Origin of the sequence: Micromonospora sp. NPDC020750, assembly GCF_044334565.1 — a bacterium.
GTDB lineage: Bacteria > Actinomycetota > Actinomycetes > Mycobacteriales > Micromonosporaceae > Micromonospora.
Map to the genome: position 1 here is coordinate 23,986 of NZ_JBIRTH010000005.1, position 22,051 is coordinate 46,036.

At 74.2% G+C, this 22,051-nt stretch carries 19 protein-coding genes; 4 read left to right on the forward strand and 15 right to left on the reverse strand.

Annotated elements, in window-relative coordinates:
- Positions 1-97: 97 nt before the first annotated feature.
- The 4 genes from ACH4T9_RS16860 to ACH4T9_RS16875 all read right to left on the reverse strand — a co-directional run bounded on the left by ACH4T9_RS16860 (position 98) and on the right by ACH4T9_RS16875 (position 5,267).
- Positions 98-1,960, reverse strand: coding sequence for a CocE/NonD family hydrolase (locus ACH4T9_RS16860; protein ID WP_396672525.1), 1,863 nt, complete (start codon positions 1,958-1,960; stop codon positions 98-100).
- A gap of 154 nt (positions 1,961-2,114) precedes the next feature.
- Entirely contained in the window at positions 2,115-3,026 is a 912-nt protein-coding gene (locus ACH4T9_RS16865) for a sulfotransferase family protein (RefSeq protein WP_396672524.1), read from the reverse strand.
- Position 3,027: 1 nt separating this feature from the next.
- Positions 3,028-4,026 (reverse strand): sulfotransferase family protein, encoded by a 999-nt coding sequence (locus ACH4T9_RS16870; RefSeq protein ID WP_396672523.1) that lies wholly within the window; start codon positions 4,024-4,026, stop codon positions 3,028-3,030.
- On the reverse strand, positions 4,023-5,267 hold the full coding sequence (locus ACH4T9_RS16875; protein WP_387025305.1) for a glycosyltransferase: 1,245 nt from the start codon (positions 5,265-5,267) through the stop codon (positions 4,023-4,025). Before ACH4T9_RS16875 ends, ACH4T9_RS16870 begins: the two co-directional genes overlap by 4 nt.
- A 233-nt stretch (positions 5,268-5,500) precedes the next feature.
- Between ACH4T9_RS16875 and ACH4T9_RS16880 the strand changes: the two genes are divergently transcribed.
- Genes ACH4T9_RS16880 through ACH4T9_RS16890 form a run of 3 tightly spaced genes read left to right on the forward strand, consistent with a single transcriptional unit; the run spans position 5,501 to position 8,710 of the window.
- Entirely contained in the window at positions 5,501-6,436 is a 936-nt protein-coding gene (locus ACH4T9_RS16880; protein WP_396672522.1) for a hypothetical protein, read from the forward strand.
- Positions 6,429-7,232 carry a sulfotransferase family protein gene (locus ACH4T9_RS16885; RefSeq protein ID WP_387025309.1) on the forward strand — a complete coding sequence of 268 codons (804 nt, stop codon included), beginning with the start codon at positions 6,429-6,431 and terminating at the stop codon, positions 7,230-7,232. The genes ACH4T9_RS16880 and ACH4T9_RS16885 overlap by 8 nt, the downstream gene beginning before the upstream one ends.
- Positions 7,229-8,710 (forward strand): hypothetical protein, encoded by a 1,482-nt coding sequence (locus tag ACH4T9_RS16890; protein WP_396672521.1) that lies wholly within the window; start codon positions 7,229-7,231, stop codon positions 8,708-8,710. The genes ACH4T9_RS16885 and ACH4T9_RS16890 overlap by 4 nt, the downstream gene beginning before the upstream one ends.
- Before the next feature lie 121 nt (positions 8,711-8,831).
- On the opposite strand, the gene ACH4T9_RS16895 is transcribed toward ACH4T9_RS16890, so the two are convergent.
- From ACH4T9_RS16895 to ACH4T9_RS16910, 4 genes are read right to left on the reverse strand one after another with little or no spacing between them, the layout of a single operon-like run.
- Positions 8,832-9,677 carry a sulfotransferase family protein gene (locus ACH4T9_RS16895; RefSeq protein WP_396672520.1) on the reverse strand — a complete coding sequence of 282 codons (846 nt, stop codon included), beginning with the start codon at positions 9,675-9,677 and terminating at the stop codon, positions 8,832-8,834.
- Positions 9,674-11,395 carry an oligosaccharide flippase family protein gene (locus ACH4T9_RS16900; RefSeq protein WP_396672519.1) on the reverse strand — a complete coding sequence of 574 codons (1,722 nt, stop codon included), beginning with the start codon at positions 11,393-11,395 and terminating at the stop codon, positions 9,674-9,676. The genes ACH4T9_RS16895 and ACH4T9_RS16900 overlap by 4 nt, the downstream gene beginning before the upstream one ends.
- A 9-nt stretch (positions 11,396-11,404) precedes the next feature.
- Positions 11,405-12,538, reverse strand: a complete 1,134-nt coding sequence (locus ACH4T9_RS16905; protein WP_396672518.1) for a Wzz/FepE/Etk N-terminal domain-containing protein — start codon at positions 12,536-12,538, stop codon at positions 11,405-11,407.
- A 26-nt stretch (positions 12,539-12,564) separates the two neighbouring features.
- A complete protein-coding gene (locus ACH4T9_RS16910; protein WP_396672517.1) occupies positions 12,565-14,064 on the reverse strand; it encodes an O-antigen ligase family protein in 1,500 nt (499 codons plus the stop codon).
- 335 nt (positions 14,065-14,399) lie between these two features.
- Between ACH4T9_RS16910 and ACH4T9_RS16915 the strand changes: the two genes are divergently transcribed.
- Positions 14,400-15,062, forward strand: a complete 663-nt coding sequence (locus tag ACH4T9_RS16915) for an SRPBCC family protein (RefSeq protein WP_396672516.1) — start codon at positions 14,400-14,402, stop codon at positions 15,060-15,062.
- 76 nt (positions 15,063-15,138) lie between these two features.
- On the opposite strand, the gene ACH4T9_RS16920 is transcribed toward ACH4T9_RS16915, so the two are convergent.
- The 7 genes from ACH4T9_RS16920 to ACH4T9_RS16950 form a co-directional block, all read right to left on the reverse strand.
- Complete coding sequence (locus tag ACH4T9_RS16920; protein WP_396672515.1) at positions 15,139-15,609, reverse strand: hypothetical protein; 471 nt, start codon at positions 15,607-15,609, stop codon at positions 15,139-15,141.
- Between the two features lie 103 nt (positions 15,610-15,712).
- Positions 15,713-16,147 (reverse strand): VOC family protein, encoded by a 435-nt coding sequence (locus ACH4T9_RS16925; RefSeq protein WP_396672514.1) that lies wholly within the window; start codon positions 16,145-16,147, stop codon positions 15,713-15,715.
- A gap of 71 nt (positions 16,148-16,218) precedes the next feature.
- On the reverse strand, positions 16,219-17,466 hold the full coding sequence (locus tag ACH4T9_RS16930; RefSeq protein ID WP_396672513.1) for a glycosyltransferase family 4 protein: 1,248 nt from the start codon (positions 17,464-17,466) through the stop codon (positions 16,219-16,221).
- 223 nt (positions 17,467-17,689) lie between these two features.
- On the reverse strand, positions 17,690-18,271 hold the full coding sequence (locus tag ACH4T9_RS16935; RefSeq protein WP_396672512.1) for a TlpA family protein disulfide reductase: 582 nt from the start codon (positions 18,269-18,271) through the stop codon (positions 17,690-17,692).
- The gene (locus tag ACH4T9_RS16940; protein ID WP_396672511.1) at positions 18,268-18,702 is read right to left on the reverse strand and encodes a hypothetical protein; all 435 of its coding nucleotides are present in this window, start codon (positions 18,700-18,702) and stop codon (positions 18,268-18,270) included. The genes ACH4T9_RS16935 and ACH4T9_RS16940 overlap by 4 nt, the downstream gene beginning before the upstream one ends.
- A gap of 91 nt (positions 18,703-18,793) precedes the next feature.
- A complete protein-coding gene (locus ACH4T9_RS16945; protein ID WP_396672510.1) occupies positions 18,794-20,839 on the reverse strand; it encodes a M6 family metalloprotease domain-containing protein in 2,046 nt (681 codons plus the stop codon).
- Between the two features lie 179 nt (positions 20,840-21,018).
- Positions 21,019-21,936 (reverse strand): dihydrodipicolinate synthase family protein, encoded by a 918-nt coding sequence (locus tag ACH4T9_RS16950; protein WP_396672509.1) that lies wholly within the window; start codon positions 21,934-21,936, stop codon positions 21,019-21,021.
- Between the last annotated feature and the right edge of the window lie 115 nt (positions 21,937-22,051).

Below are 22,051 nucleotides of genomic sequence, written 5' to 3' on the forward strand. Positions count from 1 at the left end.
GAGACGGGGCGGCCCGGCGATCGACGGTCCTCCGCGGAGGGTCGATCGCCGGGCCGCCCCGGTGGCGGGCCGCTCGGGCGGCCCGCCGGTCAGCCGGTCAGAGGCCGGCGGCGTGCGCGGCGGCGGTGCCGCCGACCACGGGCAGGACGACCTTGCTGCTCTTCAGCGCGACCTGCAGGTTCGCGGCGGTGGTGTCCGCCTGGCTGGAGTACTGCGGGTAGCTGGCCACGATGATCACGCCGATCCGGTGGCCGGGCTTGAAGACGTAGTCCTCCGGCAGCAGCGGGAAGCTGAAGTTGTACGACTCCCCCTGCACCAGCGGCACGGCGAAGCGGATCGACTGCCGGTTCTGGGCGTCCATGACGCCCTTGGTGACCAGCTCGTAGTCGGCCGTGGCCACCCGCTTCGTCGTCTGCTTGTAGCAGCCGTCGTCCGTCGGGCTGCTCTCGCCCCAGCAGTCCTCCGTGGTCAGGGTGATGATCCCCTCGCCGGAGGCCCGGTGGGCGACCCGCTCGTCGGTGCCGTAGTCGACCAGGATCGCCCCGAGGTTGGTGTCGGTCTGGTCGGCGGAGGCCCGCAGCTGCACGGTCGGGGTGCCGGAGATGTGCAGCGGCGCGGTGAGCGGCGCGGAGAGGAAGGCCAGCCGGTTGGGCTGCACCACGTCCGGGTTGAGGATCATGGTGTTCTGGCTCTGCGTGCGGCTGTCCTGGAACGCCCCGGTCGCCGGCTTCGCCGTCGGCACCAGCCCGAGGCCGCCCGCGCCGGTGGTGCCGGGCTGGAGGAACACCTCGGTGTCGGCCTTGCCGGGGATCGGCCAGTCGGCGTGGGTCTCCCACACGTCGGCGGACCGCTCCAGGTCCACCCGCGGCTCGTCCATGATGCCGTTGGCGACGCCCTGGAGCCAGAAGTCGAACCACCGGTGCAGCGTCGACACCCACACCGCGCGGCGCGAGTCGAACGGGTCGACGTGGCCCTCCTGGGACAGCCACAGCTTGCGCGGCACGTTGTTCTCCGCCAGGGCGTACCAGAACTTGCTGAAGTGGTCCGGCCGGACGTTGTCGTCGTTGAGGCCGTGGTAGAGCAGCACGCTGGCGGTGACGTTGGGGACCTTCTTGACGTAGCTGCGCTCGTTCCAGAAGGCGGTGTAGTCGCCGTGCTCGTCGCCGTCGGCGGCGGCCATCGCGTCGCGCACCGGCTTGCAGTACTCCCGGCGCTCCGGGTTGGTGACCGTGTTGGCCAGCGACGCCACGTAGCTGTTGCCCCGGGTGACGACGCCGTTGCTGCGCACGTAGTCGTAGTACTCGGTCGGGCCGCTGATGGGCACGACCGTGGTCAGGCCCTTCACGCCGGTCACCGCCGTGGACATGGCCAGCGAGCCGTCGTACGACTTGCCGATCATCCCCGTCCTGCCGTTGTGCCAGCCCGCCTTGACGATCTCACCGGCGGCGTTGCGGGCGGTGGCCCGGCCGTTGAGCCAGTTGATGGCCTGCTTGGCGCTCAGGTTGTCCTGGTTGGCGTTGGTGGTCGGGCAGCCGGTGGAGTTGTTGGTGCCGACCATGTCCAGCAGGATGACCGCGTAGCCGCGCGGCACGAAGTAGTTGTCGTAGAACAGCGGCCACTTGTCCAGCAGCCCGTCGCCGTCGAGGTCCGCCTTGCACTCGGACTCGTTGCCCCGGCAGACCGTCGAGTAGTAGGGGCTGGCGTCCATGACCACGGGTGCCTTGAGCCCGTTCGCGGTCGCCGCCGGCCGCATCAGGTCGAACGCGATGATGTCGCGCAGGCCGTCGTTGTCGCTGTCGAACGTGGAGTCGATGAAGAGCCGCTCCCGGATGGCGTCGGCGTAGCCGAACACCGGCTGGGTGACGCCGTCCTGGACGACGATCGACGGCGGGCCGTCCGCCGCCAGCGCCTGCGGCGCCGCGCCGAGGGCGGCGAGCACCGCCGCGGACAGTACGGCCACGCCTGTGCGCCAGCGCGTTCCCACTGTAGCCATGAGTCTCCTTGAGGTCCGAGGCTGCGTACGCTACGAGCCGGCGACCGGCACCACCACCTGCACATGTAGGAACTTCGCCGGGCGTGGTCCGACGGGTGGGCCCCTCGCCCGGGGGAAGCGGTCAGTCCCCGTAGCCCCACTGCCGCAGCGGCTCGGCCAGGGCCCGCTCGACGGCCGCGAGCTGTTCGGGGCCCAGCTCGTCGTGGTACGCCGCCCGGCGCCCGGCGGGGAACTCGTACCGCCCGAATCCCCGCTCGAACGCCGGCGTCCAGTCCAGCCCGAGGAAGTCGAGCATCCGGGCCGCCTCCGCGCGGGGGTCGGCGAGCAGGTCCTCGTAGCGGACGTCCAGCCACTGCCCGGGCGGGTGCGCGGCCCGGGCGTCGGCGAACCCCGCCATCAGCATCTTCCAGCCGAGCGCGGCGAGCACCGGGAAGGACCGGGCGGACTCCTCCCACTCCCGGCGCAGGTCGGCCGGCAGCGGCCCGAGGTACCAGTTGTCGGGGCCGCGCCAGCCGTCCCACCAGCCCATCTGGAGCCAGGAGTTGGTGACGGCCCGGCCGTCGCGGACCACGTTGACCACCCGCAGCCCGGGGTAGGCCGCCCGGAGGAACCCGGTGCGCGGCCAGCCGGTGACGTGGTGCACCAGCAGCGGACAGCGCTGCCGCCCGATCCGGGCGTCGAAGAAGGCGCGCAGCCGCCGCGCCACGTGCGGGGTGAGGTCCTCGGCGGTCAGGTCCCGGCACGGGCGGGAGAAGCCGGCCAGCACGTGCCGGTCCAGCAGTTGGTACGCCTCCGACGGGGCGACCCGCAACCGGCCGCGTTCCAGCAGCCGGCGGCTGTGCCGCAGCGACGTCATGCCGGCCGGGCGGGGCGCCGACCGCCGGTACAGCGGCCCGTTGAACCGGCCGGTGAGGTTGAGCCGGGACAGCTTGTCGTCGACGCCGGAGACGAACCCCACGCCGGGATGCCGGGACAGCAGCTCCTGCACGAGGGTCGAGCCGCACCGCCCGGTGCCCACCACCACGGCCAACATCTCAGTCCTCCTCCTGCCGGGGTGCCACCGGGCCGCCCCGACGCCACGGGTAGCCGAAGCGGCGCAGCCCCGGCGCGGTCAGCGTGGTCACCACGGCGTACGACCACCAGGACAGCCCGCGCCGCCACTCGACGTCGGCGGCGATCGGCACCGGGCCGGTGCGGTGCCGCGACGGATTGCCGGCCACCGAGTGGGTGGGCGCCAGCCGCACCGTCGCGGGACCGGTGAACGGGCCGGCGTCGGGACGGGTGAACAGGCCGGCTTCGGCGTCGGAGCCGGTGGTCGTGCCGGCGTCGGCGAACGCGGCGATCCGGCCCAGCGTCGCCTCCGGGTCGGCCGTCAGGTCCTCGTACCGCACCCGCAGGTAGCGGCCCGGGTCGCCGGCCCACAGCCGGGCCGTCAGCGTGTTCCAGACCAGCCACAGCAGGGCCGCCTTCCACACCGGAGGCCGGCTCATCAGCCGCTCGTCGGCCTCGCCGTCGAGGCCCCGGCGCCGCCGCCAGGAGAAGGCCGTGGCCCTCGGGTCGCGGACCAGGTGCAGCACCCGCAGCTCGACACCGGGCAGCGCGCCGACCAGGGCCCCGTACGGCGGCAGCTTCGACGAGTCGACCACCACCCGCGCCCCGGCGTGCCGGGCCACGGCGGCGTACAGGCCGGCCAGCGCCGCGTCGTCGGGGTGCGCGGGCACCGCACGCCGGCCGCGCCGGTGACGGCGCACCAGCGCGGGCACCCCGCGCAGCCGCAGCCGACCGCGCAGCCCGGCGGCGATCCCGCCGGCCCGGTCGACCGGCACGTCCCGGCGCACCGCGCGCCACACCGGACAGTCCCGGAACGGCAGGCCGCAGCCGCAGGGCCGGTTCTCCACCTCGCCGCGCTGCCACAGGTAACGCAGCTCACCGGCCGCGAAGAACCCGGCGTACTGGCCGAGGACGGTGGTGACCAGGGTGCTGCCGCTGCGCCCGCTGCCGGCCAGGTAGAGCACCCGCACCGGGCGGGTCACGCCGGCTCCCGCAGCGCCCGCGCGGCCGTCGCGTAGACCTCGCGCAGCCGGGCCAGGTGCGCCTGCGGCGAGAAATCCCGCTCCACCCGGGCCCGCCCGGCCAGGCCCATCCCGTGCGCCCGGGTCGGGTCGGCGAGGACGCGGCGCAGCGCGGCGGCCAGCGCGGCGGGGTCGTCGGCGGCGACCACCTCGCCGTCCACGCCGGGGGTGACCAGCTCGGGCAGCCCGCCCAGGTCGGTGGCGACCACGGGCACGCCGCAGGCGAACGCCTCCAGCACGGCCATCGGCTGGTTCTCGTTCCACCGCGACGGCACGGCCGCCACCGCCGCGGACCGGACCAGCGCGTGCAGCCGGGCCTTGTCCAGCCGCCCGTGGAACCGGACCCGGCCGGGCGCCCGCCGCAGCGCCAGCTCGGTCAGCCCGGCGCGGGCCGGGCCGTCGCCGGCCACGTCGAGCGACACCTCGGGCGGCAGCAGGGCGAGCGCCTCGACCAGCACGTCGACGCCCTTCTCGGCAGACAGCCGGCCGGCGAAGACCACCGACCCGCCCGGGGTCGACTTCACGGGCGTCGCGGCGACGTCGACGAAGTGCGGCACCACGTGCATCCGGTCCGGGAAGACACCGGCCCGGCGCATCACCCGCGCCAGGAACCGGCTGGGACTGACGAACGCCTGCACCGGCCCGTACGCCCGGGTGGAGCGGTGCAGCCAGGACTCCACGGCCAGCAGGCCGCTGGCCGGCAGCGAGCCGTCCTTGCACCGGCGCCGGGCGGCCCGCAGCGGGCCGCCGGTGACGCACGCGTCACACACCGCACCCCGGTCCAGCATCTGGTAGCTGGGACAGGCCAGTTTGTAGTCGTGCAGCGTCATCACGCAGGGCACCCGCGCGGCCCGCGCCGCGGCCAGCACCGACGGCGAGAGCTGGTGGTAGATGTTGTGCAGGTGGACCACGTCGGGCCGGAATTCGTCGATCACCCGGGCGAGGCCGCGCCGGCTGGCCGGGGACCAGATCATCCGGGCCGCCGCCGTCGCGCGCGAACCGATCCCCGACGGCGCCGGGTCGAGCTCCACCAGCGGCGGGAAGTGCCGCGCGTACGGCAGCGGTGCGTCGTTGTCGGGGTGCGTCATGCCGAAGTACGCGACCTCGTCGCCCGCGCCCCGCTGCAGTGTGGCGACATCGAGGAGGTAGCCCTCGGCGCCGCCACGGCGGTAGAGGAACTTGTTGACGTGGAGGACACGCATCGGCCTGCTCCAGGGGTGGCCTGCTGAGTGGCCGCTCAGGGGTGGGGAAGGGTGGGCACCGGGCAGCAGCGGTGACCAGGGGCCCCACGGTATGCAAACCGGGCGGACGAGTCCAGTCATGATCCCCAACTGACCACACGGCCCATCAGCGCTGGCCGCACGGCCACTTGGCCAGCCACGATGATCAGCCGGTAGCGTGTTCCCCGCCCGACCGTCAGCCCGAGGAGGACCCGGTGGCCCACCAGGACGAACCCTCGGCGTGGGCGTACACCGCCCGGCGGGTGGTGCGGCACCTGCGCTGGGCGCGCACCGAGGGGGTGCGGCGGCTCATCGAGGAGGACCGGCTCGACCCGGTCCAGCGGGCCGGCACCGCGCTGGCGAAGTGGCGCTGGCGGCGGGCCCACCCGCAGCCGCCCGGCGGGGCGGTGCCCGTGTACCTGGTCGGCCTGCAACGCTCCGGCACCAACATGCTGGCCCGGGGGCTGGACGCGGCGCCGTCGTTCGAAGTCCGCAACGAGAACGACCGGCGGGTGTTCCACCGTTTCCGGCTGCGCTCCGACGCGGTGCTCGCCGACGCCGTGCACCGTAGCCGGCACCGGTACGTCCTGGTCAAGCCGCTGTGTGACACGCACCGGGTGGACGAGCTGCTCGGCCTGGCCGGGCTGCGGCCCGGCCGGGCGCTGTGGGCGTACCGGGACGTCGACGAGCGGGCCCGCTCCGAGGTGGCGAAGTTCGGCGACGCCAACCTGCGGGCGCTGCGGGCGGTCGCCGACGGCACGATCGGCGACCGGTGGCAGGGGCAGCGCCTGGACGGGCCGGCCCGCGAACTGATCGCCGGCTTCGACTACGACCGGATGACCCCGCACACCGCCGCCGCCCTGTTCTGGTACGTCCGCAACTCGCTGTTCTTCACCCTCGGCCTGGCCGGCCGCGACGACACGCTGCTCTGCTCGTACGACGCGCTGGTGGCCGACCCGGCCGCGTACACGCGGCGGCTGTGCGCGTTCCTCGACCTGCCGTACGACCCGGCGCTGCACGACCACATCGGAGCGCGCGTCCCCCGCCGGCCCCCGCTGGAGCTCGACGGCCGGGTGCGGGCGCTGTGCACCGAGCTGACCGGGCGGCTGGACGCGCGGGCCGGCCTGGACCCGGCGGTGGGCCGTGGCTGACCCGGCGGCGGCAAAGGCGGAGGAGGAGGCCGGGCCCCGGGGGCCGATCTTCCTGGTCGGCTGCCAGCGGTCCGGGACGACGATGCTGCGCCTGGTGCTCGACTCGCACTCGCGGGTGTCCTGCGGCCCGGAAACCCGCTTCCTGGCCGACATGCAGCGCATCGTCGGCCGGGACTGGGAACGGCTGGCCCGCTTCGGGTTCCCCCGGGACTACTGGCTGGGCCGCATCGCCGACTTCTTCGGCGGCATCCACGCCGACTACGCCCGGTCCCGTGGCAAGACCCGCTGGGCGGACAAGACGCCCCTGTACGCGCTGTCGATCGGTTTCCTCGCCGAGGTGTTCCCGGACGCGCAGTTCGTGCACGTCATCCGGGACGGCCGGGACGTGGTCGTCTCCCACCGCAAGCGGTTCGGCTACTGGTCGGCGGTCAAGTGCGTGGTCAAGTGGCCCCGCTACATCCGCGTCGCCCGCGCGGCGGGCAGCCGACTGCCCGCCGACCGGTACCACGAACTGCGCTACGAGGACACCGTCGGCGACCCGGAGAAGGCCATGCGGGCACTGTTCGAGTTCCTCGGCGAACCCTGGGAGGCCGGAGTGCTCGACTACGGCGGCAAGCAGCACGACGTGGCGGGCAAGTACACCGCCGAGGCGGACCGCCGGCGGGCCGCCGCACGCACCGACGCCGCCATCTACGGCTCGCGGGTCGGCACGTACCGCCGGGAGCTGGACCCGTTCCTGCGGGTGCTGGTCCGCGTCTTCTCCGGCGCGACGCTGCGCGAGCTGGGGTACCGGTGACGCGCCGCCCGGCGCGGCGGGCCCCGCTGCTGGTCGGCGCGCTCGCGCTCGCCCTGGCCGCCGGGGCGGCCTGCTCGGACGGCCCCTCCTCCCCCACGCCCCGGCCGACCCCGGCGGCGTCGGCGACCGGGCCGACTGCCGGGCCGGGGCCGTCGGCGGCGCCGGGGGTGCGGAACCCCTTCGGCGCGCACTGGGACTGGTCGCGCCACGAGTCGTTCGTGCCGTACCTGAAGCAGCTCTCCGGCTCGGCGACGTACCACGAGCTGAGCTGGTGCGACATCGAGAAGACCCAGGGCAGCCCCGACTTCTCGGCGGTGGACCGGATCGCCCGCGAGAGCCGGGACCTCGGCATCACCCTGCACCTGAAGATCCGCACCGGGGTCTGCTGGGCCACCGGCGGCAGCGCGCGGCACACCCGGGGCCAGGCGAACAAGACCGAGTCGGCGATGCCCCGGGACCTGGCCGCCTACCAGGGCTTCGTCCGGGACGTGGTGCGCCGCTACGCGCCCTACGGGGTGCGGGAGTACGCGATCGAGAACGAGGTCAACGCGCCGCAGTACTGGGCCGGCAGCCCGGCGGACTACCGGCGGCTGGTCACCTCGGCCGCGGAGGCGGTCCGGTCGGCCGACCCGCAGGCGAGGGTGGTCGACTCCGGGATCAGCAGCGTGGCGTACGGGATGGGCATCGCCGACCGGCTGGTGCGGGCCGGCCGGCCGGGCGAGGCGGTCGCCGCGTACCGGGCGTACTTCCCGCGCCGGGTCGGCACCCGGGGCCGGCAGATCCCGGCCGTGGACGGGCCGGAGCAGCTACGGACCGCCCTGGCCACCGAGCAGAACGCCAGGAACCTGGCCTTCCTCGCGGTCACCGAGGAACTACTCGACGAGCGGATCGTCGGCGTACGGCAGTTGCACTTCTACGAACACTTCGCCGGGGTGCCGGCGTTGCTGGACTACCTGCGGGAGCAGACCCCGGCCGGGGTGCCGGTCCAGGCGTGGGAGGTCGGCCAGTTCTGGCGCGACGGCGACGGCGACGCGGCCAGCCGGGCCGACGAGATGGTCAAGGCGGTCGTCCAGCTCGTGGCCGGCGGCGTCGAGCAGGTGCTCTGGCTGCCGTTGGCGTACAACCCGAACAACCGGCAGGGCAGCGAGGTGCGCTACGGCCTGCTCGACCCGGACGGCACCGTGCGGCCGGCCGGGGTGAAGCTGGCCGGGCTGGCGCTCGCGGCCGAGGACGCGACGGCGGAGCCGGTGACCGCGAAGGGGCTGACCGGGGTGGCGTTCCGGCGCGGCGAGCTGACCACGCTGGTGGTCTGGTCGACCTCCGGCGGGAGCGTGTCGTTGCCGGTCGCGCCGGGCCTGGACAGTGGCCCGGTCGGCACCGAGCCGCGACGGGCCGCCGGGCCGGTCACCATCGGGGCGGAGCCGGTGCTGATCCGGTCCACCGGCGACCCCGCCGCGATCCTCGCCCCCGCCCGCTGACCAGCCCCTGCCCGCTGAGCAGCCCCCGCCGGCTGACCAGCCCCCGCCCGCTGACCAGCCCCCGCCGGCTGACCAGCCCCCGCCGGTCGGCACCGCCCCACCTCGGCGCGGCGCGCCGGCGTCACCAGGTGCGCGGCCAGCCGAGCAGGTCGGCGAGGCGGGCGTTGTGCGGGGCGAACCGGGCCGTCAGGTCGGCCCTCAGCTCGTCGGTGAGCTGGGAGGAACCCCGCTCGGCCCGCCTGGTGTGCCGGGCGAAGGCGTCCGGCGTGAACGGCGCCAGCCCGAGGAACCGCAGGATGCCGGCGTACGTCGCCGCCGGTTCGGCGTACAGGTCCTCGCTGCGCACCACGTACAGCCGTTCCCGGGGCACGTGGTCGAACCAGCGGTCCAACTGCTCGGCGTAGCGACCCCGGGCGACGTACGAGTGGTCGCGCAGGGCCCGGTGGGCCACCGGGGTGTCCGGACCCCGACGCAGCGCCGCCGCCAGCCGTCCCGGCTCGGCGGCGAGCGCGTCGGCGAAGGCCAGCGGCTCCCGGCCGAGCGAGCGGGTGTGCAGATAGTGCGAATAGGCCCGCTCGACGGGGTCGCGCAGCAGCGCCACGAACCGGGCCTCGGGCAGCAGCGCGGCCACCCGCGCCGGCACGGCGGGGTGGAACAGGTAGTAGGGGCTGGCCTCGAAGCTCTGCCGGCCGGGGGTGGCCGGCGGGAAGTGGGCCCGGTACCAGCGCTGCCCACGCCCGGCGTGCAGGCTGAAGAACTGCAGCTCCTTGCCGGTGGCGGCCCGCACGTCGGGATGCGCGGCGAGGTAGTGGTGCAGCGAGGTGGTGCCGCAGCGCTGCCCGCCGATGACGAGGAAGTCGGGCAGCGCGCCGACCGGGCCGGGCCGGGCAGCGCGGACCCAGGCCCGCGTGCCGCGTACCGCCCGGCGCAGCCGGTCCACCGCGACCCGGCGGGGCCCGGCGCTCACCGGACCGCCGCGCTGCCGGCCGCGGTCGGCCTGCCACCGTCGGCAGGTACGCCGCCGTCGGTTTGTGCGCCACCGTCGGTTTGTGCGCCACCGTCGACTGGCGGGCCGGGCGGGGGTGGCGTGGGGGCGCCGCGACCGCGCCGGCGCACCAGGGCCCGCAGCACCATGAGGTCCTCCCGGCCGAGCCCGAGCGCCAGCACGACCCCCAGGTAGACCACCACGATCGCCAGCAGGCCGACCCCGAGCCGCCACGGCCAGCCCGGCAGCAGCCAGCGCACCAGCAGCCCGGCGAGCAGCGCCGCCGCGCCGGCGGCGATCCCCTTGAGCATGCCAACGGTGAACGGCAGGGCACCCACCAGCGCGCGGACCTGGAGCACCCGGGCGACGTTGACCACGATCAGCGACACGCTCCACGCCAGCGCCGCGCCGACGATGCCGTACGCCGGGATGAGCCAGAGGTTGAGCAGCATGTTGAGCACCAGGGCGGCCAGGTTGTCGGCCATGTTGACCGCCACCCGGCCGGACATGTTCAGCACCGTGCCGCACGGGCCGGTCGCCGCGTTGACGAGCTGACCCAGGGCAAGGACCACGGTCACCGCCGCACCGGCGGCGACCTCTCCACCGAAGACCCGCAGCAGGTCACCGGGGAGGACCAGCAACGCGACGAAGGCGGGCATGGACAGCCGGACCACCCAGCCGGTGGCCACCGCGTACACCCGGCGGACGTCGGCCAGTTCCCCCCGGTGGTGCAGGTGCGCGATGTACGGGCCGAACGCGGCGTTGATCGGCGCGAGCACGAAGATCGCGACGGTGACCAGGCGGGTGGCCACGTTGTAGACGCCGATCTCGGGGTTGGCGAAGAAGCCGAGCAGCAGGGTGTCGACCCAGATCAGCCCGGTCGAGGACAACGAGGACACCCAGCTCACGGTGGAGAAACCGAAGAGCTGGCGGGGGCGGTACACCGGGCGGGCCGGGGGCACCCGGCGGACCAGCCGGCCCAGCGCGACCAGGGCGAGCAGCGCGGCGGACCAACCGGCGCCGACCAGCGCCCAGTACGCCCCGGTCAGGCCCGCGCCGGTGGCCAGGGCGAGCGCGGTCAGCAACAGCCGGGTGCCTGGCTCGTAGAGCTGGCCGATGAAGGTGAACGGGCGCTGGGTCCGCCAGCCCCGGGTCGCCGCGAGGGCCGCCTCGCAGATCGTCGAGGCGGGCAGGGTCAGGGCCACCAGCCGCAGGCCGGTGGCCAGCCCGGGATCGTGCAGCCGGGCGGCGAGCCACGGGGCGGCCAGCGCCAGCGCGGCGGCGAGGACGACCGACGAGGCGGCGGAGATGGCCAGCCCCAGCCGGATGGTGCCGCGCAGCGCGGGCGCGTCGGAGTCCGCCAGGTGCACTGCCACGAACCGGGTCAGCCCGGCCCGGAAGCCGGAGAGCGAGAGCAACCCGGCCAGGGACAGCACGGCGTAGCACTGGGCGTACCGGCCGACCTCGCGGATGCCCAGCACCCGGGCCAGCAGCAGCATGATCAGGAAGACTGCGGCCTGGCTGAGCAGGGCACCGAGCAGGTTGAGGCCGCCGCCCCGGGCCATCCCCCGGACGTGCCGGTCGCCCTGCAGCTCCGCCTCACCCAACGCGGCGGGACCGGGCTGCGGGTCGGACGACGCCGGCCGCCGGCCGCCCGGTGGGGAGGCCGGCTCCCTGCGCCGGTCCGGTTCGGCCGCCACGCCGCCCGCCTACCGGCGCCGCGGCTCGGGCACGGCGTCGGCGTCGCGCGGCGCGAGCACGGCGGGCCGCCCGTTCGCGTCCGCCCGCCCGTTCACCGCGCCGGCCCGCCCGTTCGTGCCGGCCGAAGCGACCGCGTCCACCCGCCCGTTCTCTGCGACCGGTCCCGTCGCTGCGGCCCGTTGCGCCGGCGTGGTCCGGCCGGCCGCAGCCGCGCGGCTGCGGGTGACCTGCTCCAGGACTGCCACCAGCAGCACGGCCAGCAGCAGGCCGGCACCGGCGACCGGCAGCACGAGACCGGCCAGCGCCCGGCCCCGGGAGACCGGCTGGACCTCGCCGAGGCTGGTCACCTGGGCGGGGTCGGCGGCCTGGGCCTGGGCCCGGGCCTGCTGGAGGCCCTGCCGGGCGGAGGACAACGCGGTGCTGGCACCGTCCCGCTGGGCGAGCAGCGCCTGGTAGTCGGGCAGCTTCGGGCCGAGCCCGTCCAGCCGCTTCTGCCCGGCGGCGATCGCCCCGGCCGCGGCGTCGGCGCCCCGGCCGTTGCCGACGGCCTGCATCTGCAACTGCTGCTGCCGCATGCTGGCGAGCTCCTGCAGGGTCGCCTGGTAGAGCTTGTCCGGCTGACTGACCTTGTTCGTCTTCTCCCAGTCGTTGATCGCCCGGGTGGCGGCGGTCAGCTCGTCGGTGGCCGCCCGCACCTCGCCGGTGGCGATGTTGACCTGGCTGGTGAACAGGAAGGACAGGGCGCGCTTCCCGGTAGCCGTGAGCACCGGGATCACCGTGGACCGGCTGGTCGCCGTGTAGGCCAGGGTGAGCTGACTGCTCGCCCCGACCTGCTCGACCGTCAGCCCGTCGCGCAGGTCCCCCGCCGCGACGCCGGTGTCGGCCGACACCTGGTCGACCACCTGCGGGGAGGTCACGGCGGCGGCGAAGGCCGCCGCGAACTGGTTGGCCGCCTGCGTGCCGGTGTACTGCTGGGCCGCGCTGCCACCGACCAGGGCCGGCGCCGCGACGTACGAGGTGGCCGTGTAGCGCTGGGGGCCGAGCAGGACGACCAGCGCGGCCACCGCCGCAGCGACCACCGGGACTCCGACCAGCACCCAGAGCCGACGCCGCGCGACCCGCAGATAGTCGACGATCTCCACCCTTGCGCTCCCCACTGTCCGGTAGCTCATCCGATGCCCCGCCCGAGCGCCGTCGGCGCGACGGGCGGCACGACCCGGTCCGCGCCCACGGGCACTCCTCGGGCGATCGCGTTGGCCGCGGCGGCGAACGCCGCGAAGTACCACAGCGTGACCACGTTCGAGATCACGTTGGAGGCCGCGCTGACCGCCACGAAGGCGACCGCGCAGCCGAGGAAACCGACCGCGACACCCCGACCCAGCGTGCCCGGCGGGGCCCGGCGCAGCGCCGTCCACCCGGCGTGCAGGCAGAGGACCATCATCGCCAGGTAGGCGAGCAGGCCGAGCAGACCGGTCTCGACGTACGCGCGCAGGAAGTCGTTGTGCGGCTTCTTCGCCTCGTCTGCCTCGAACTTGGTCATGTTGGGCCCGATGCCGGTGACCGGGTTGCGGTTGGCCAGGGAGACGATCTCCGACCAGTAGTCGACCCGCCAGGCGAGGGTGTTGCCGGTCGGGTCACCGCCGACGGCGGTGCTGTCGGCGAGTTGCCCGAAGCGCTGCGCGACCGTCGGCAGCAGCGCCGCGCCCGCCACCGCGACCAGGCACAGCGCCACCAGCAGGCGCCGGCTGCGGTGCAGCAGCGCGACCACGACCAGGCCCAGGGCCGCGCCGAGGATGGCGCTGCGGGTGTTGGTGAGCAGCAGGAACACCAGCGACGCCGCGAGCAGCACGCCGAGTGCGACCCGCAGCCGGCGGACCAGATACCGGTGCACGCCGAACCCGAAGATCACCATGAACATCAGGTACCGGCCGAACGTGGTCGACTGGCTGAACGGCCCGCTGATCCGGGTGAAGTCGCCCTTGACCTCGGCCGGCGGGTCGCCGAGCAGGACCAGCACGGCGGTGTAGCCGACCGCCAGCGCCAGGGAGGCGTACGCCGCGAGCAGGAACCGCCGGATCGCCGGCAGGTCCGGCATCAGCTGCTCCAGGACGACGAACATCACCACCACGGTGCCGATGCGCAGCGCCTCCAGCGCGCTGGGCACGGGCTGCGCGGCGCCCAGCGCGCTGACCAGCGAGGTCGCGCCGACCAGCAGCAGCGCCACGCCGAGCGGGGAGCCGCGCAGCCGGCCCTTCTCGCGCAGTTGCGCGGCCAGCCACAGACCGGCGGCGAGCAGGAACAGCACGGCCAGGATCGTCGACGGGTCCAGCGTCCGGGTGGCGGCGCCGCCGTCGGCGCGGCCGGCGGTCGGGCCGCTGAGCTTGAACAGGTCGACGCAGGAGCGCACGGCGAGCATCAGCAGCACGTACGCCGCGAAGCGGGTCAACGCGAGCACCCCGACCGCCAGCCCGACGACCACCACGAGGGGCAGCACCACGCCCACCCGGTCGCCACGGGTCATCGCCAGGCCGGCGACGACCGCCACCACGGCGCACAGCAGCGCGGCGCCACCGGTCAACAGGCGCCCGGTCGGGTCGCCGGCCGGGCGACGCCTGGCCCCGTCGGGCGGGCCGGCGTCACGCACCGTGCCGTGTCGCTGTCCGTCCACTCGCTCGCCGACCACTCGTTTCCATGGGTGCCATTGCCGGTCACCGCCGAGGGACCGGGAGAACGGCCTAATCTAACGGTTGCCGTCGCCCCGGGAACATGGGCCGTTGCGTCGGCCGTGGACGGCGTAACGTCCGGCCCCCGACGGCGACACGGCCCATGATCCCCCTCACGAGGAGTGACGGCGTCGTGATCCACCGGGTGGGCACGAGTCGACGACCGACCGACGTGTGCCCACGGATGGGGCCGCCGGACCGTCGTCGGATCGGGACGACGAGGATTGACGGGACGCCATGGAACCCTCTATAAACCTGAGAAAGCTGGTCACGTACGTCGATGAGTTCGGCGTCCGCCCACCGCGCCGACCCCGCGAGCCTCGCGGTCGGTGCCCCTGTGGCGGCACCCGGCTCCCTTTCCGTCCACGACGGGTCGACCGGGGCGACCCAGCCCGACACCGAAGGCGGCAACGTGCGATACACCGACGGCCCGAGCGTGGCATGTGAGCTCTACGTCGAGGCGGCTCCGCCGCGGGTCTGGGATCTCGTGACCGACATCCACCTGCCTCCTCGGCTCAGTCCCGAGCTGCAGCGGGTGGAGTGGATCGACGGCGCGGACGGCCCGAAGCTGGGGGCGAGCTTCGTCGGCTACAACCGCCACGAGCAGATCGGCGAGTGGCGCACCGTCTGCCGGGTGGTGGAGCTGGAGGAGCAGCGCCGGTTCGGGTGGATCGTCCTGGACGTGGACGGCAGGTTCGCCGGGCCCGACGGCAACCACACCGAGCCGGCGGCCGCCTGGTGCTTCGAGATCACGCCCGAGACGACCGGCACCCGGTTGCGGCAGACGGCCCGGATCGGCCCCGGCCGGTCCGGGATCAGCCTGTTCATCGACATGGTGCCCGAGAGCGAGGAGGATCTGGTGGCCTTCCGGCTCGGCCAGCTGCGGACCAACATGGACGCGGGGCTGCAGAACATCAAGGAGCTCGCGGAGAGCGACCACTGACTGCCTTGATTGCTCTGGCCACGGACCAAGGAGCCCCGAGCCGACGTCCGTGGTCAGAGCACCGAGCCCCGCGCGGTCACAGCGACATCCAGCAGTAGAGGTGCTGCCCACTCGCCTGCGCCCGGCGGGCCAGGCCGACGAGTCGCCGGAGCACGGGCAGCATCCCGGCCGGCTCGCCCCAGGACAACTCCTCGATCCTCGACCAGCGGTCGGCGAGGGCCGGCAGCCGGTCCTCCGCAAGCGCGGCGAGCACGTCACGGGCGCGGTCGCCGAGCCTGACCACCCAGGGCCCGTCGTGCCCCGCTGCCGCAGCGCCTGCGTCGGGCCAGACGAGCCGGTCGTCGACGAGGTTGACGTCCCACGGGACGTCGAGGGCGAGCGACACGGCCTGGCCGAGCACCACCGAGGGGTCGACGCCCTTGGCGTCCACGACGTCCGCCCCGGGAGGGGCTGCCGCCCCCACCAGCGGGCCGCCGTTCGTGGCGGCCATCGACGCGGCGACCGTCTCGTCGTCGGCCGCCCGGAAGTAGTCGTACAGAACACCCATGGGAATCTCCGATCGATCCGCCCGCCGGTGGACACGAAGCGGGGTAGGGAAGCTAGGACATCGGGCGCGATCCCCTGCGCGGTGGTGAGGGCCGCGCGGCCGATCAGGGCGCGGCTGCGGCGACGCAGAACTCGTTGCCCTCCGGGTCGGCCATCACCACGTGGTGACCGTCGAACTCCGCCAGCACGCTCCCGCCCGCCTTCACCAGGCGCTCGGACTCCGCCCTGATCCGTGCCCACCGCTCGTCGGGACCGCCGTGTCCCGGCACCCGGACGTCGATGTGCAGCCGGTTCTTCGCCGTCTTGGGCTCGGGGACCCGCAGGAGCGAGAGGCGGGGGCCGACGCCGTCGGGGTCGCAGAGCCACGCGCCGTCGTCCTCTGAGTCGTCCTCCGGCAGGTCGAACTGCGCGAGCCACTCCGCGCGGGTCGCGAAGGGGGCGGGCGGTGGCTCGTCGACGTAGCCCAGCGCCGTCCTCCAGAACGCGGCGAGGAGTTGCGCGTCCGCGCAGTCGAGCGTCAAATCGATCCTGGCTGCCATGACGGGACCGTATCGCGCACCTGCGACAGTCGAGCCGCCGGGCGCATGCTGCTCCGGGGCGGGCCGGCGGTTCAGCGGCGCCGGGCCTCGGGTCGGCGGCGCGGGCGGGGCGATCGAACGGCCAACTCGAGGTACAACCGCTCCAGGTCGCGGGCCGCCGTGTCCCAGCTGTACTCGGCGAGCACCCGGTCACGCAGCAGCGTGGCGCCGGCCCGCTCCGCAGGCACGTCGGCGGTCACGGTGGCCAGCGCCCGAAGCAGGTCGTCGCCGTCGCCGTCGCGGAACAACCGCCGGCCGGGGGCGTCGCGTTCCAGCACCTCGACGTGCGGTTCGATGTCGCTGGCCACCACCGGCAGCCCGTACGAGGCGGCCTCCAGCAGCGTCAGCGGCAGTCCCTCCAGCCGGGAGGGCTGGACGAAGGCCGCCGCGTGCGAGTACAGCTCGGCGAGCTGCTCGCCGTAGACGAAGCCGGTGAACACGATGCGCGGGTCGTCGCCGGCCTCGCGGCGGATCCGGGCGACGAAGTCGTCGGTGAAGGAGGAGCCGCCGACGACGACCAGCCGCAGGTCGGTGGGCAGCCGCCGGAACGCCCGCACGAGCAGGTCCGCCGCCTTCTCCGGCACGAGCCGGCCGACCAGCAGCAGGTACCCGCCGGGGCGCAGGCCGAAGCCGTCGAGTTGGCGGGGCGGCAGGTGCCGCGGGGCCGTCACCCCGTTGGGGATGTACCGGGCGGGCCGCCCGAACCGGGTCGCGTAGTGCGTCGACAGGCCGCGCGACACCGTCACCCTGGCGTCCGGGACGTACGCGCTGAGCCGGTACGCGGTGCCGAGCACGGCACGCGCCGCCCGACCCCACTTGCCCCGCTGGTTGTCCAGCCCGTGCACGGTGAGCACCACCTTCGCCCGGGAGGCGTAGCGGGCCAGCGGGGCGGTCAGGATCGGGCCGAGCCCGTGGTAGTGCACGATGTCGGGCCGTTCGGCCAGGGCCGCCAGGGTCGAGGTGGTCGAGTGCACGATCGCGTCGAGATGTTTGCTGGCGACGGTGCGGGCCCGGCGCAGCCGGATGCCGCGGTACTGCTCGGCGGACACGTCGCCGTAGCTGTCCCGGCAGTAGACGGTCACCTCGTGACCGAACGCGGCGAGCCGGCTGGCCATCTCCTCCACGTGCCGCTCGATCCCCCCGTAGGTGGCGGGCACGCCCTTCTGCCCGATCATCGCCACCCGCAGGGGGCGCCAGCCCGGCGGCCGGGTCGCGCCCGGCCCGGACCGGTCGAGGCGGAAAGGGCTGGTCGCCTCGACGGCGTCCTCACGAAACGGCACTGTCCCCCCTAGGTTCGCTGCGCCCGAGGTGACGAACAGGCACCAGACGCACGGGACGCTAGATCATCGGTGGACCGGCGGACAGGGGCCGGACAGCCAGCCTGAGCAGCACGTCCGGCCATCCCGCGTACCCGGTGCGCCACCTTGGGAACGGAGCGTGTCCGTCCTCTGACGACTGTGGGGCAGGTCAGGCGGTGGAGCCGCCGAACTCCACCCGGGCTGACTACGGCTGGCCGGCCAGCACCAGCTCCCGGAGCCGCTGGTCGAGCGCCGGTGCGTCCAGGCCCCCCGGCCAGCCGCGCAGCAGCGCGCCGCCCTTGGCCACCACCACGACCGCCGGTGGCTCCCGCACCGCGTACGAGCGCCAGATCGTCTGCTGGTCGTCCAGGACGACCGGATACTCCACCCGGTGGGCGCGCAGGTAGTCCTGGACCTCGTCGGCCTGGTCAGCGCCGGCCACGCCGACGAAGACCACCCGGTCCCGGTAGCTGCGGGCGAGCTCGCTGAGGGCGGCCTGGCGGCCGGCGCAGGTGGTGCACCAGGAGTTGAAGAAGGTGAGCACGACCGGACGCTGCGCCCACAGGTCGGCGGCGGCGAGCGGGGTGCCGTCGGTCAGCGTGCCGGTGAACGCCGGGGCGGCCGGTGCGGACCCGGGCACCGGGCGCAACGCCAGGTCGGCGGGAACCGGCCCGGGCAGGGTCGCCGCTCCACCGGCGGGTGCCGGCGCGGGCGGCTCGGACGGGGGCGTGCTGCACCCGCCCGACAGCGCCACCGCCAGCAGCAGCGGCAGGAACATCCGCCTCATGACGGGACCACCGCTACCAGCGCCGGCCCCTCGCTGCTGTCCGGCGTCAGGTCGAGCGCCGGCCGGCCGTCCACCTCCAGCCGGTAGGAGGCCCGCTGCGGCACCCGCACACCGACGGCGAACTCGCAGTAGGTGGGTACCCGCTCGACCCCGAGGTCCTCGGCGAAGGCGGCCACCGCGGTGCCCGCCGGCAGCCGCCCGGTGGCCAGCGCCGCACCGTCCGGGTCGAGCACGCGGAACGGCGCCCGGTTGTGGAAGTGCAGGTACGGGCCGGTGCCGGCGCAGTCCACGCCCTCGGCCCGGATGTTGATGTCACGGACCAGGACCCGGACCGTCGTCGGGGAGACCGCCTCCTGCGTGGCGCCGACGGCGCCGCAGCCGGTCGCGCCGGCCAGCAGCAGGGGCAGCAGCGTCATGGTGCCTCGCCGCACGTCGTCCTCCTCTCGCCCGCCTTCCGGGGCCGCGGCGGCGGCTGGCCGTCGCCGCGGCCCCGGAAGGAACGGGGTCAGCCTCGGGTGCCGGTCAGGACTTCTCGACCCGGCACTGCTTGGTCACCGTCTTCGTCGGGTCGCTCTCCGAGGTCGCGGTGAGCTTCACGAAGCCGGCGTCCGCGGCGGCGGCGGTGGCGCCCACCGACACCTTGACCGTGGTGGACTTGCCGAACTGCGCGGTGGCGAGCTGGTTGGGCAGCCAGGTCCGCCAGCCCTTGCCGGCCACCTCCGCCGACAGGCGGTAGACGTCCGACTTCAGGTACGCGCTGACGTTCTCCGGGTGCTGCTGCCCGCCGGCCGAGTACGAACCGGTGTTGGTCAGATCGAACGAGCAGGTCGCCCCGCGGTTGGTCGGCTTCCCACCGCCGGTCACCTCACCCTTGCCCAGCGTCACGCCGTGGCTGCTCGGCCCGCCGGTGCCGTCGAGCGAGCGCACCGCCACCGTGTAGGACAGCGAGCCGGCCGAGTCCCGCTTGAGGTCGATGATGTAGAAGTGCAGCCGGTTGGCCTCGTCGACGTACTCGTACTGACTGCCGGTGTCCGCGCCGGCGTGGAACAGCGCGTCGGAGAGCTGCCGGTAGTCACCCATGGTGATCTTCTGCGGGGTGCCGTCCGGGCGGTAGAAGTCGATCATGTCGATGTCCTGCGGGTTGGCGTCCACCACCCACTGGTACGGAGCGCTGTCGGCGTTCTTCGTCTTGCTCAGCAGCACGCCGCTGTCCGGGGTGAAGGAGTCCGCGCCCATCCGGTCGACGACCTCGACGGTGTAGTTGTTGAAGTTGCCGCCGTCGCACAGCGGATCGGTGCTGACGCCGCACGTCGGCGACAGGTCCTTGTTCAGCGCGATGTTCACGCCGGTCAGACCCTTCGGCCCCGCGTCGACCGCGCGGGCGGTGACCTGCGCGACCACCAGGCCCGAGGAGGCGAGCGACTCCCGGGACAGCCGCAGCACGTGCTCCTCGCCGAGCAGGCCGATCTTGAGCTTGTCCCGCACCGTGTGCAGCGAGCCCATCGAGCCGCCGTTGGTCGGCGGGATCTGCCAGCGGGTGTGCGGGCCGCCCGGGCCGTTGAACGACCCGCGCGACATCATGCTCCAGATGCCGGTGTACGCCCTGCGCAGCGGCTCGCCGTACGGGTTGTTGTAGTTGTCGCCGATGCCCAGCAGGTGGGTCAGCTCGTGGGCGTAGACGCCCATGCCGGAGCTCTCCCCCTGCGTCGAGGAGCCGCCGCCGGCGTTCGGCCACAGCGTCGCCGCCGCCTTCCACGAGGTCCAGTCCACGTAGCGGGTCTTCGCCCAGTTCGGCAGGTTGGGGTCCGGCGGGCCCCAGGCGTCCGGCACGTCCTCCTTGTTCTGGAAGATCATCTGCCCGAACTCCTGCCAGGTCGACGACTCGTCCTGGCCCGCGCTGAGGATGAACACCAGCTCGTACTGGTTGGCGACCTCCTCGCCGACGGCCGCCCGCCAGGCGCCCAGGCCGTCGGTGCGGATGTTCTTGCCGCACACGTCCCCGCTCGGGCAGGCGCCCGGGTTGAAGCTGTTGTCCAGCCCGTACTGGTGGGACTTCGCCGGCATCTGGTACGGCCCGAACCCGGCGAGGTCGACGCCGTAGCGGCCGTTGGAGTCCTGCATCCAGTACTCGTGCAGGGTGTGGCCCTTGTTCAGGGTGTTCGGGGTGTTCAGGAAGTCCTGGTAGAACTTCGGCACGTCCGCCCGGGGGATGTTGGTCGCGACGGACTGGGGGTTGCCGAAGACCGTCGAGCGGGCCCGCTGGGAGACCGCGAACGTCTGGTCGGGATAGTCGAGCGCCACCAGGGCGATCTTGAAGTTGCGGACCGAACCCGACACGCTCGGGTCGGCCCAGTTCTTGCCGGGCACGGCCTTGTAGTCGTTCCAGGTCATCGTGTCCGGGTTCTGCCATGCCTGCGGGTCGAGGACCTGGAACGGCGCGGTGCCGCCGGCCGGGTTGGCCGGGGCCGCGGCGGCCTGCGCCGCCCCGGTCGCCACGAGCGTGGTCACCACGGCCGCGGCCAGCAGGGAACGCCTCAGCCGCGTTCGGTTGGGGGTAGCACGGTGCACGGAACCACCTCTCGTCGGGGGGAACGCGGTGCCGGGCATCCCGATGGGGGGATCGCGGAACACCTGTCAGCAGGCCGCGCAGCGAATCTAGGAGGGCGGGCCGGGGCTGGTCACCGTGCAGATGTCGGCAGGTGGGGCGGCGACTTCCGACACCTGAAGGACCGGCGCTCACCAGGGGATCAGCCGGCGGGGCCCCCGGAAGCCGGTTCGGCGGTCGCCGCGAGGGCCCGCAGCACGTCCCGGCGCACCCGCTCGGCGGCGGGCCCGGACAGGGGCCCACGCGGTGGGCGGCACCGGCCGCCGAACCGCCCGGCGCACTCCATGGCGAGCTTGACGGCCTGCACGGACTCGGGCCGGGAGGCCCAGCCGAGGAGCGGGTGCAGCTCGGCGTAGAGCGGCAGCGCCCGGCCCAGGTCGCGGGCGACGCACAGCTCGTACAGCCGCACGGCCTCGCGGGGCAGCGCGTTGGACAGGGTGGCGACCCATCCCGTCGCGCCGCACAGCACCAGTTCCAGCAGCACGTCGTCGGCGCCGGCCAGCACGTCGACGTGCGGACAGAGATCCCGCAGGCGGTGCAGCCTGCGCACGTCGCCGGTGACCTCCTTGACCGCGACGATCCCGTCGATCTCGGCGACGGTCGCCAACAGGTCCGGCGTGAGGTCCACCCGGGTGTCGTACGGTTCGTTGTGGGCGACCACCGGCAGCCCGATCGCCGCCACCTCCCGGTAGTGGGCGACCACGTCGGCGGCACGGGCGGCGTGCCCGTCGGGTGGCGGCGCGAGCACGCCGTGTGCGCCGGCCTCGGCGGCCTGCTCCGCCCAGCGCCGGGCCTCCCGGCTGCCGTAGCCACCGACCCCGGGCACCACCGCGCAGCCGGGCGGCGCGGCCTGCACCGTCGCCCGCACCACGGCGGCCCGCTCGTCGTCGGAGAGGGCCCGGTACTCCCCCACCGACGCGCACGGCGCGACCCCGTGGCACCCCTGGGCGGCGAGCCAGCGGACGTGTTCCTGGAGTTGGTCCAGATCGACCGACAGGTCGTCGCGGAACGGCGTGGCGATGTCCACCAGCACGCCCCGCCAGGGCCTACCAGCTCTCACTCGGGCATCCTTCCTATGCGCCGGCATCGCCAGTCACCCCACCCGCGCTGTGCGTGCCGGCGCCGGGTGCGGTCCGTACCGGAACCTTAGGAACGTCCCTCACCGCTGGTCTTCG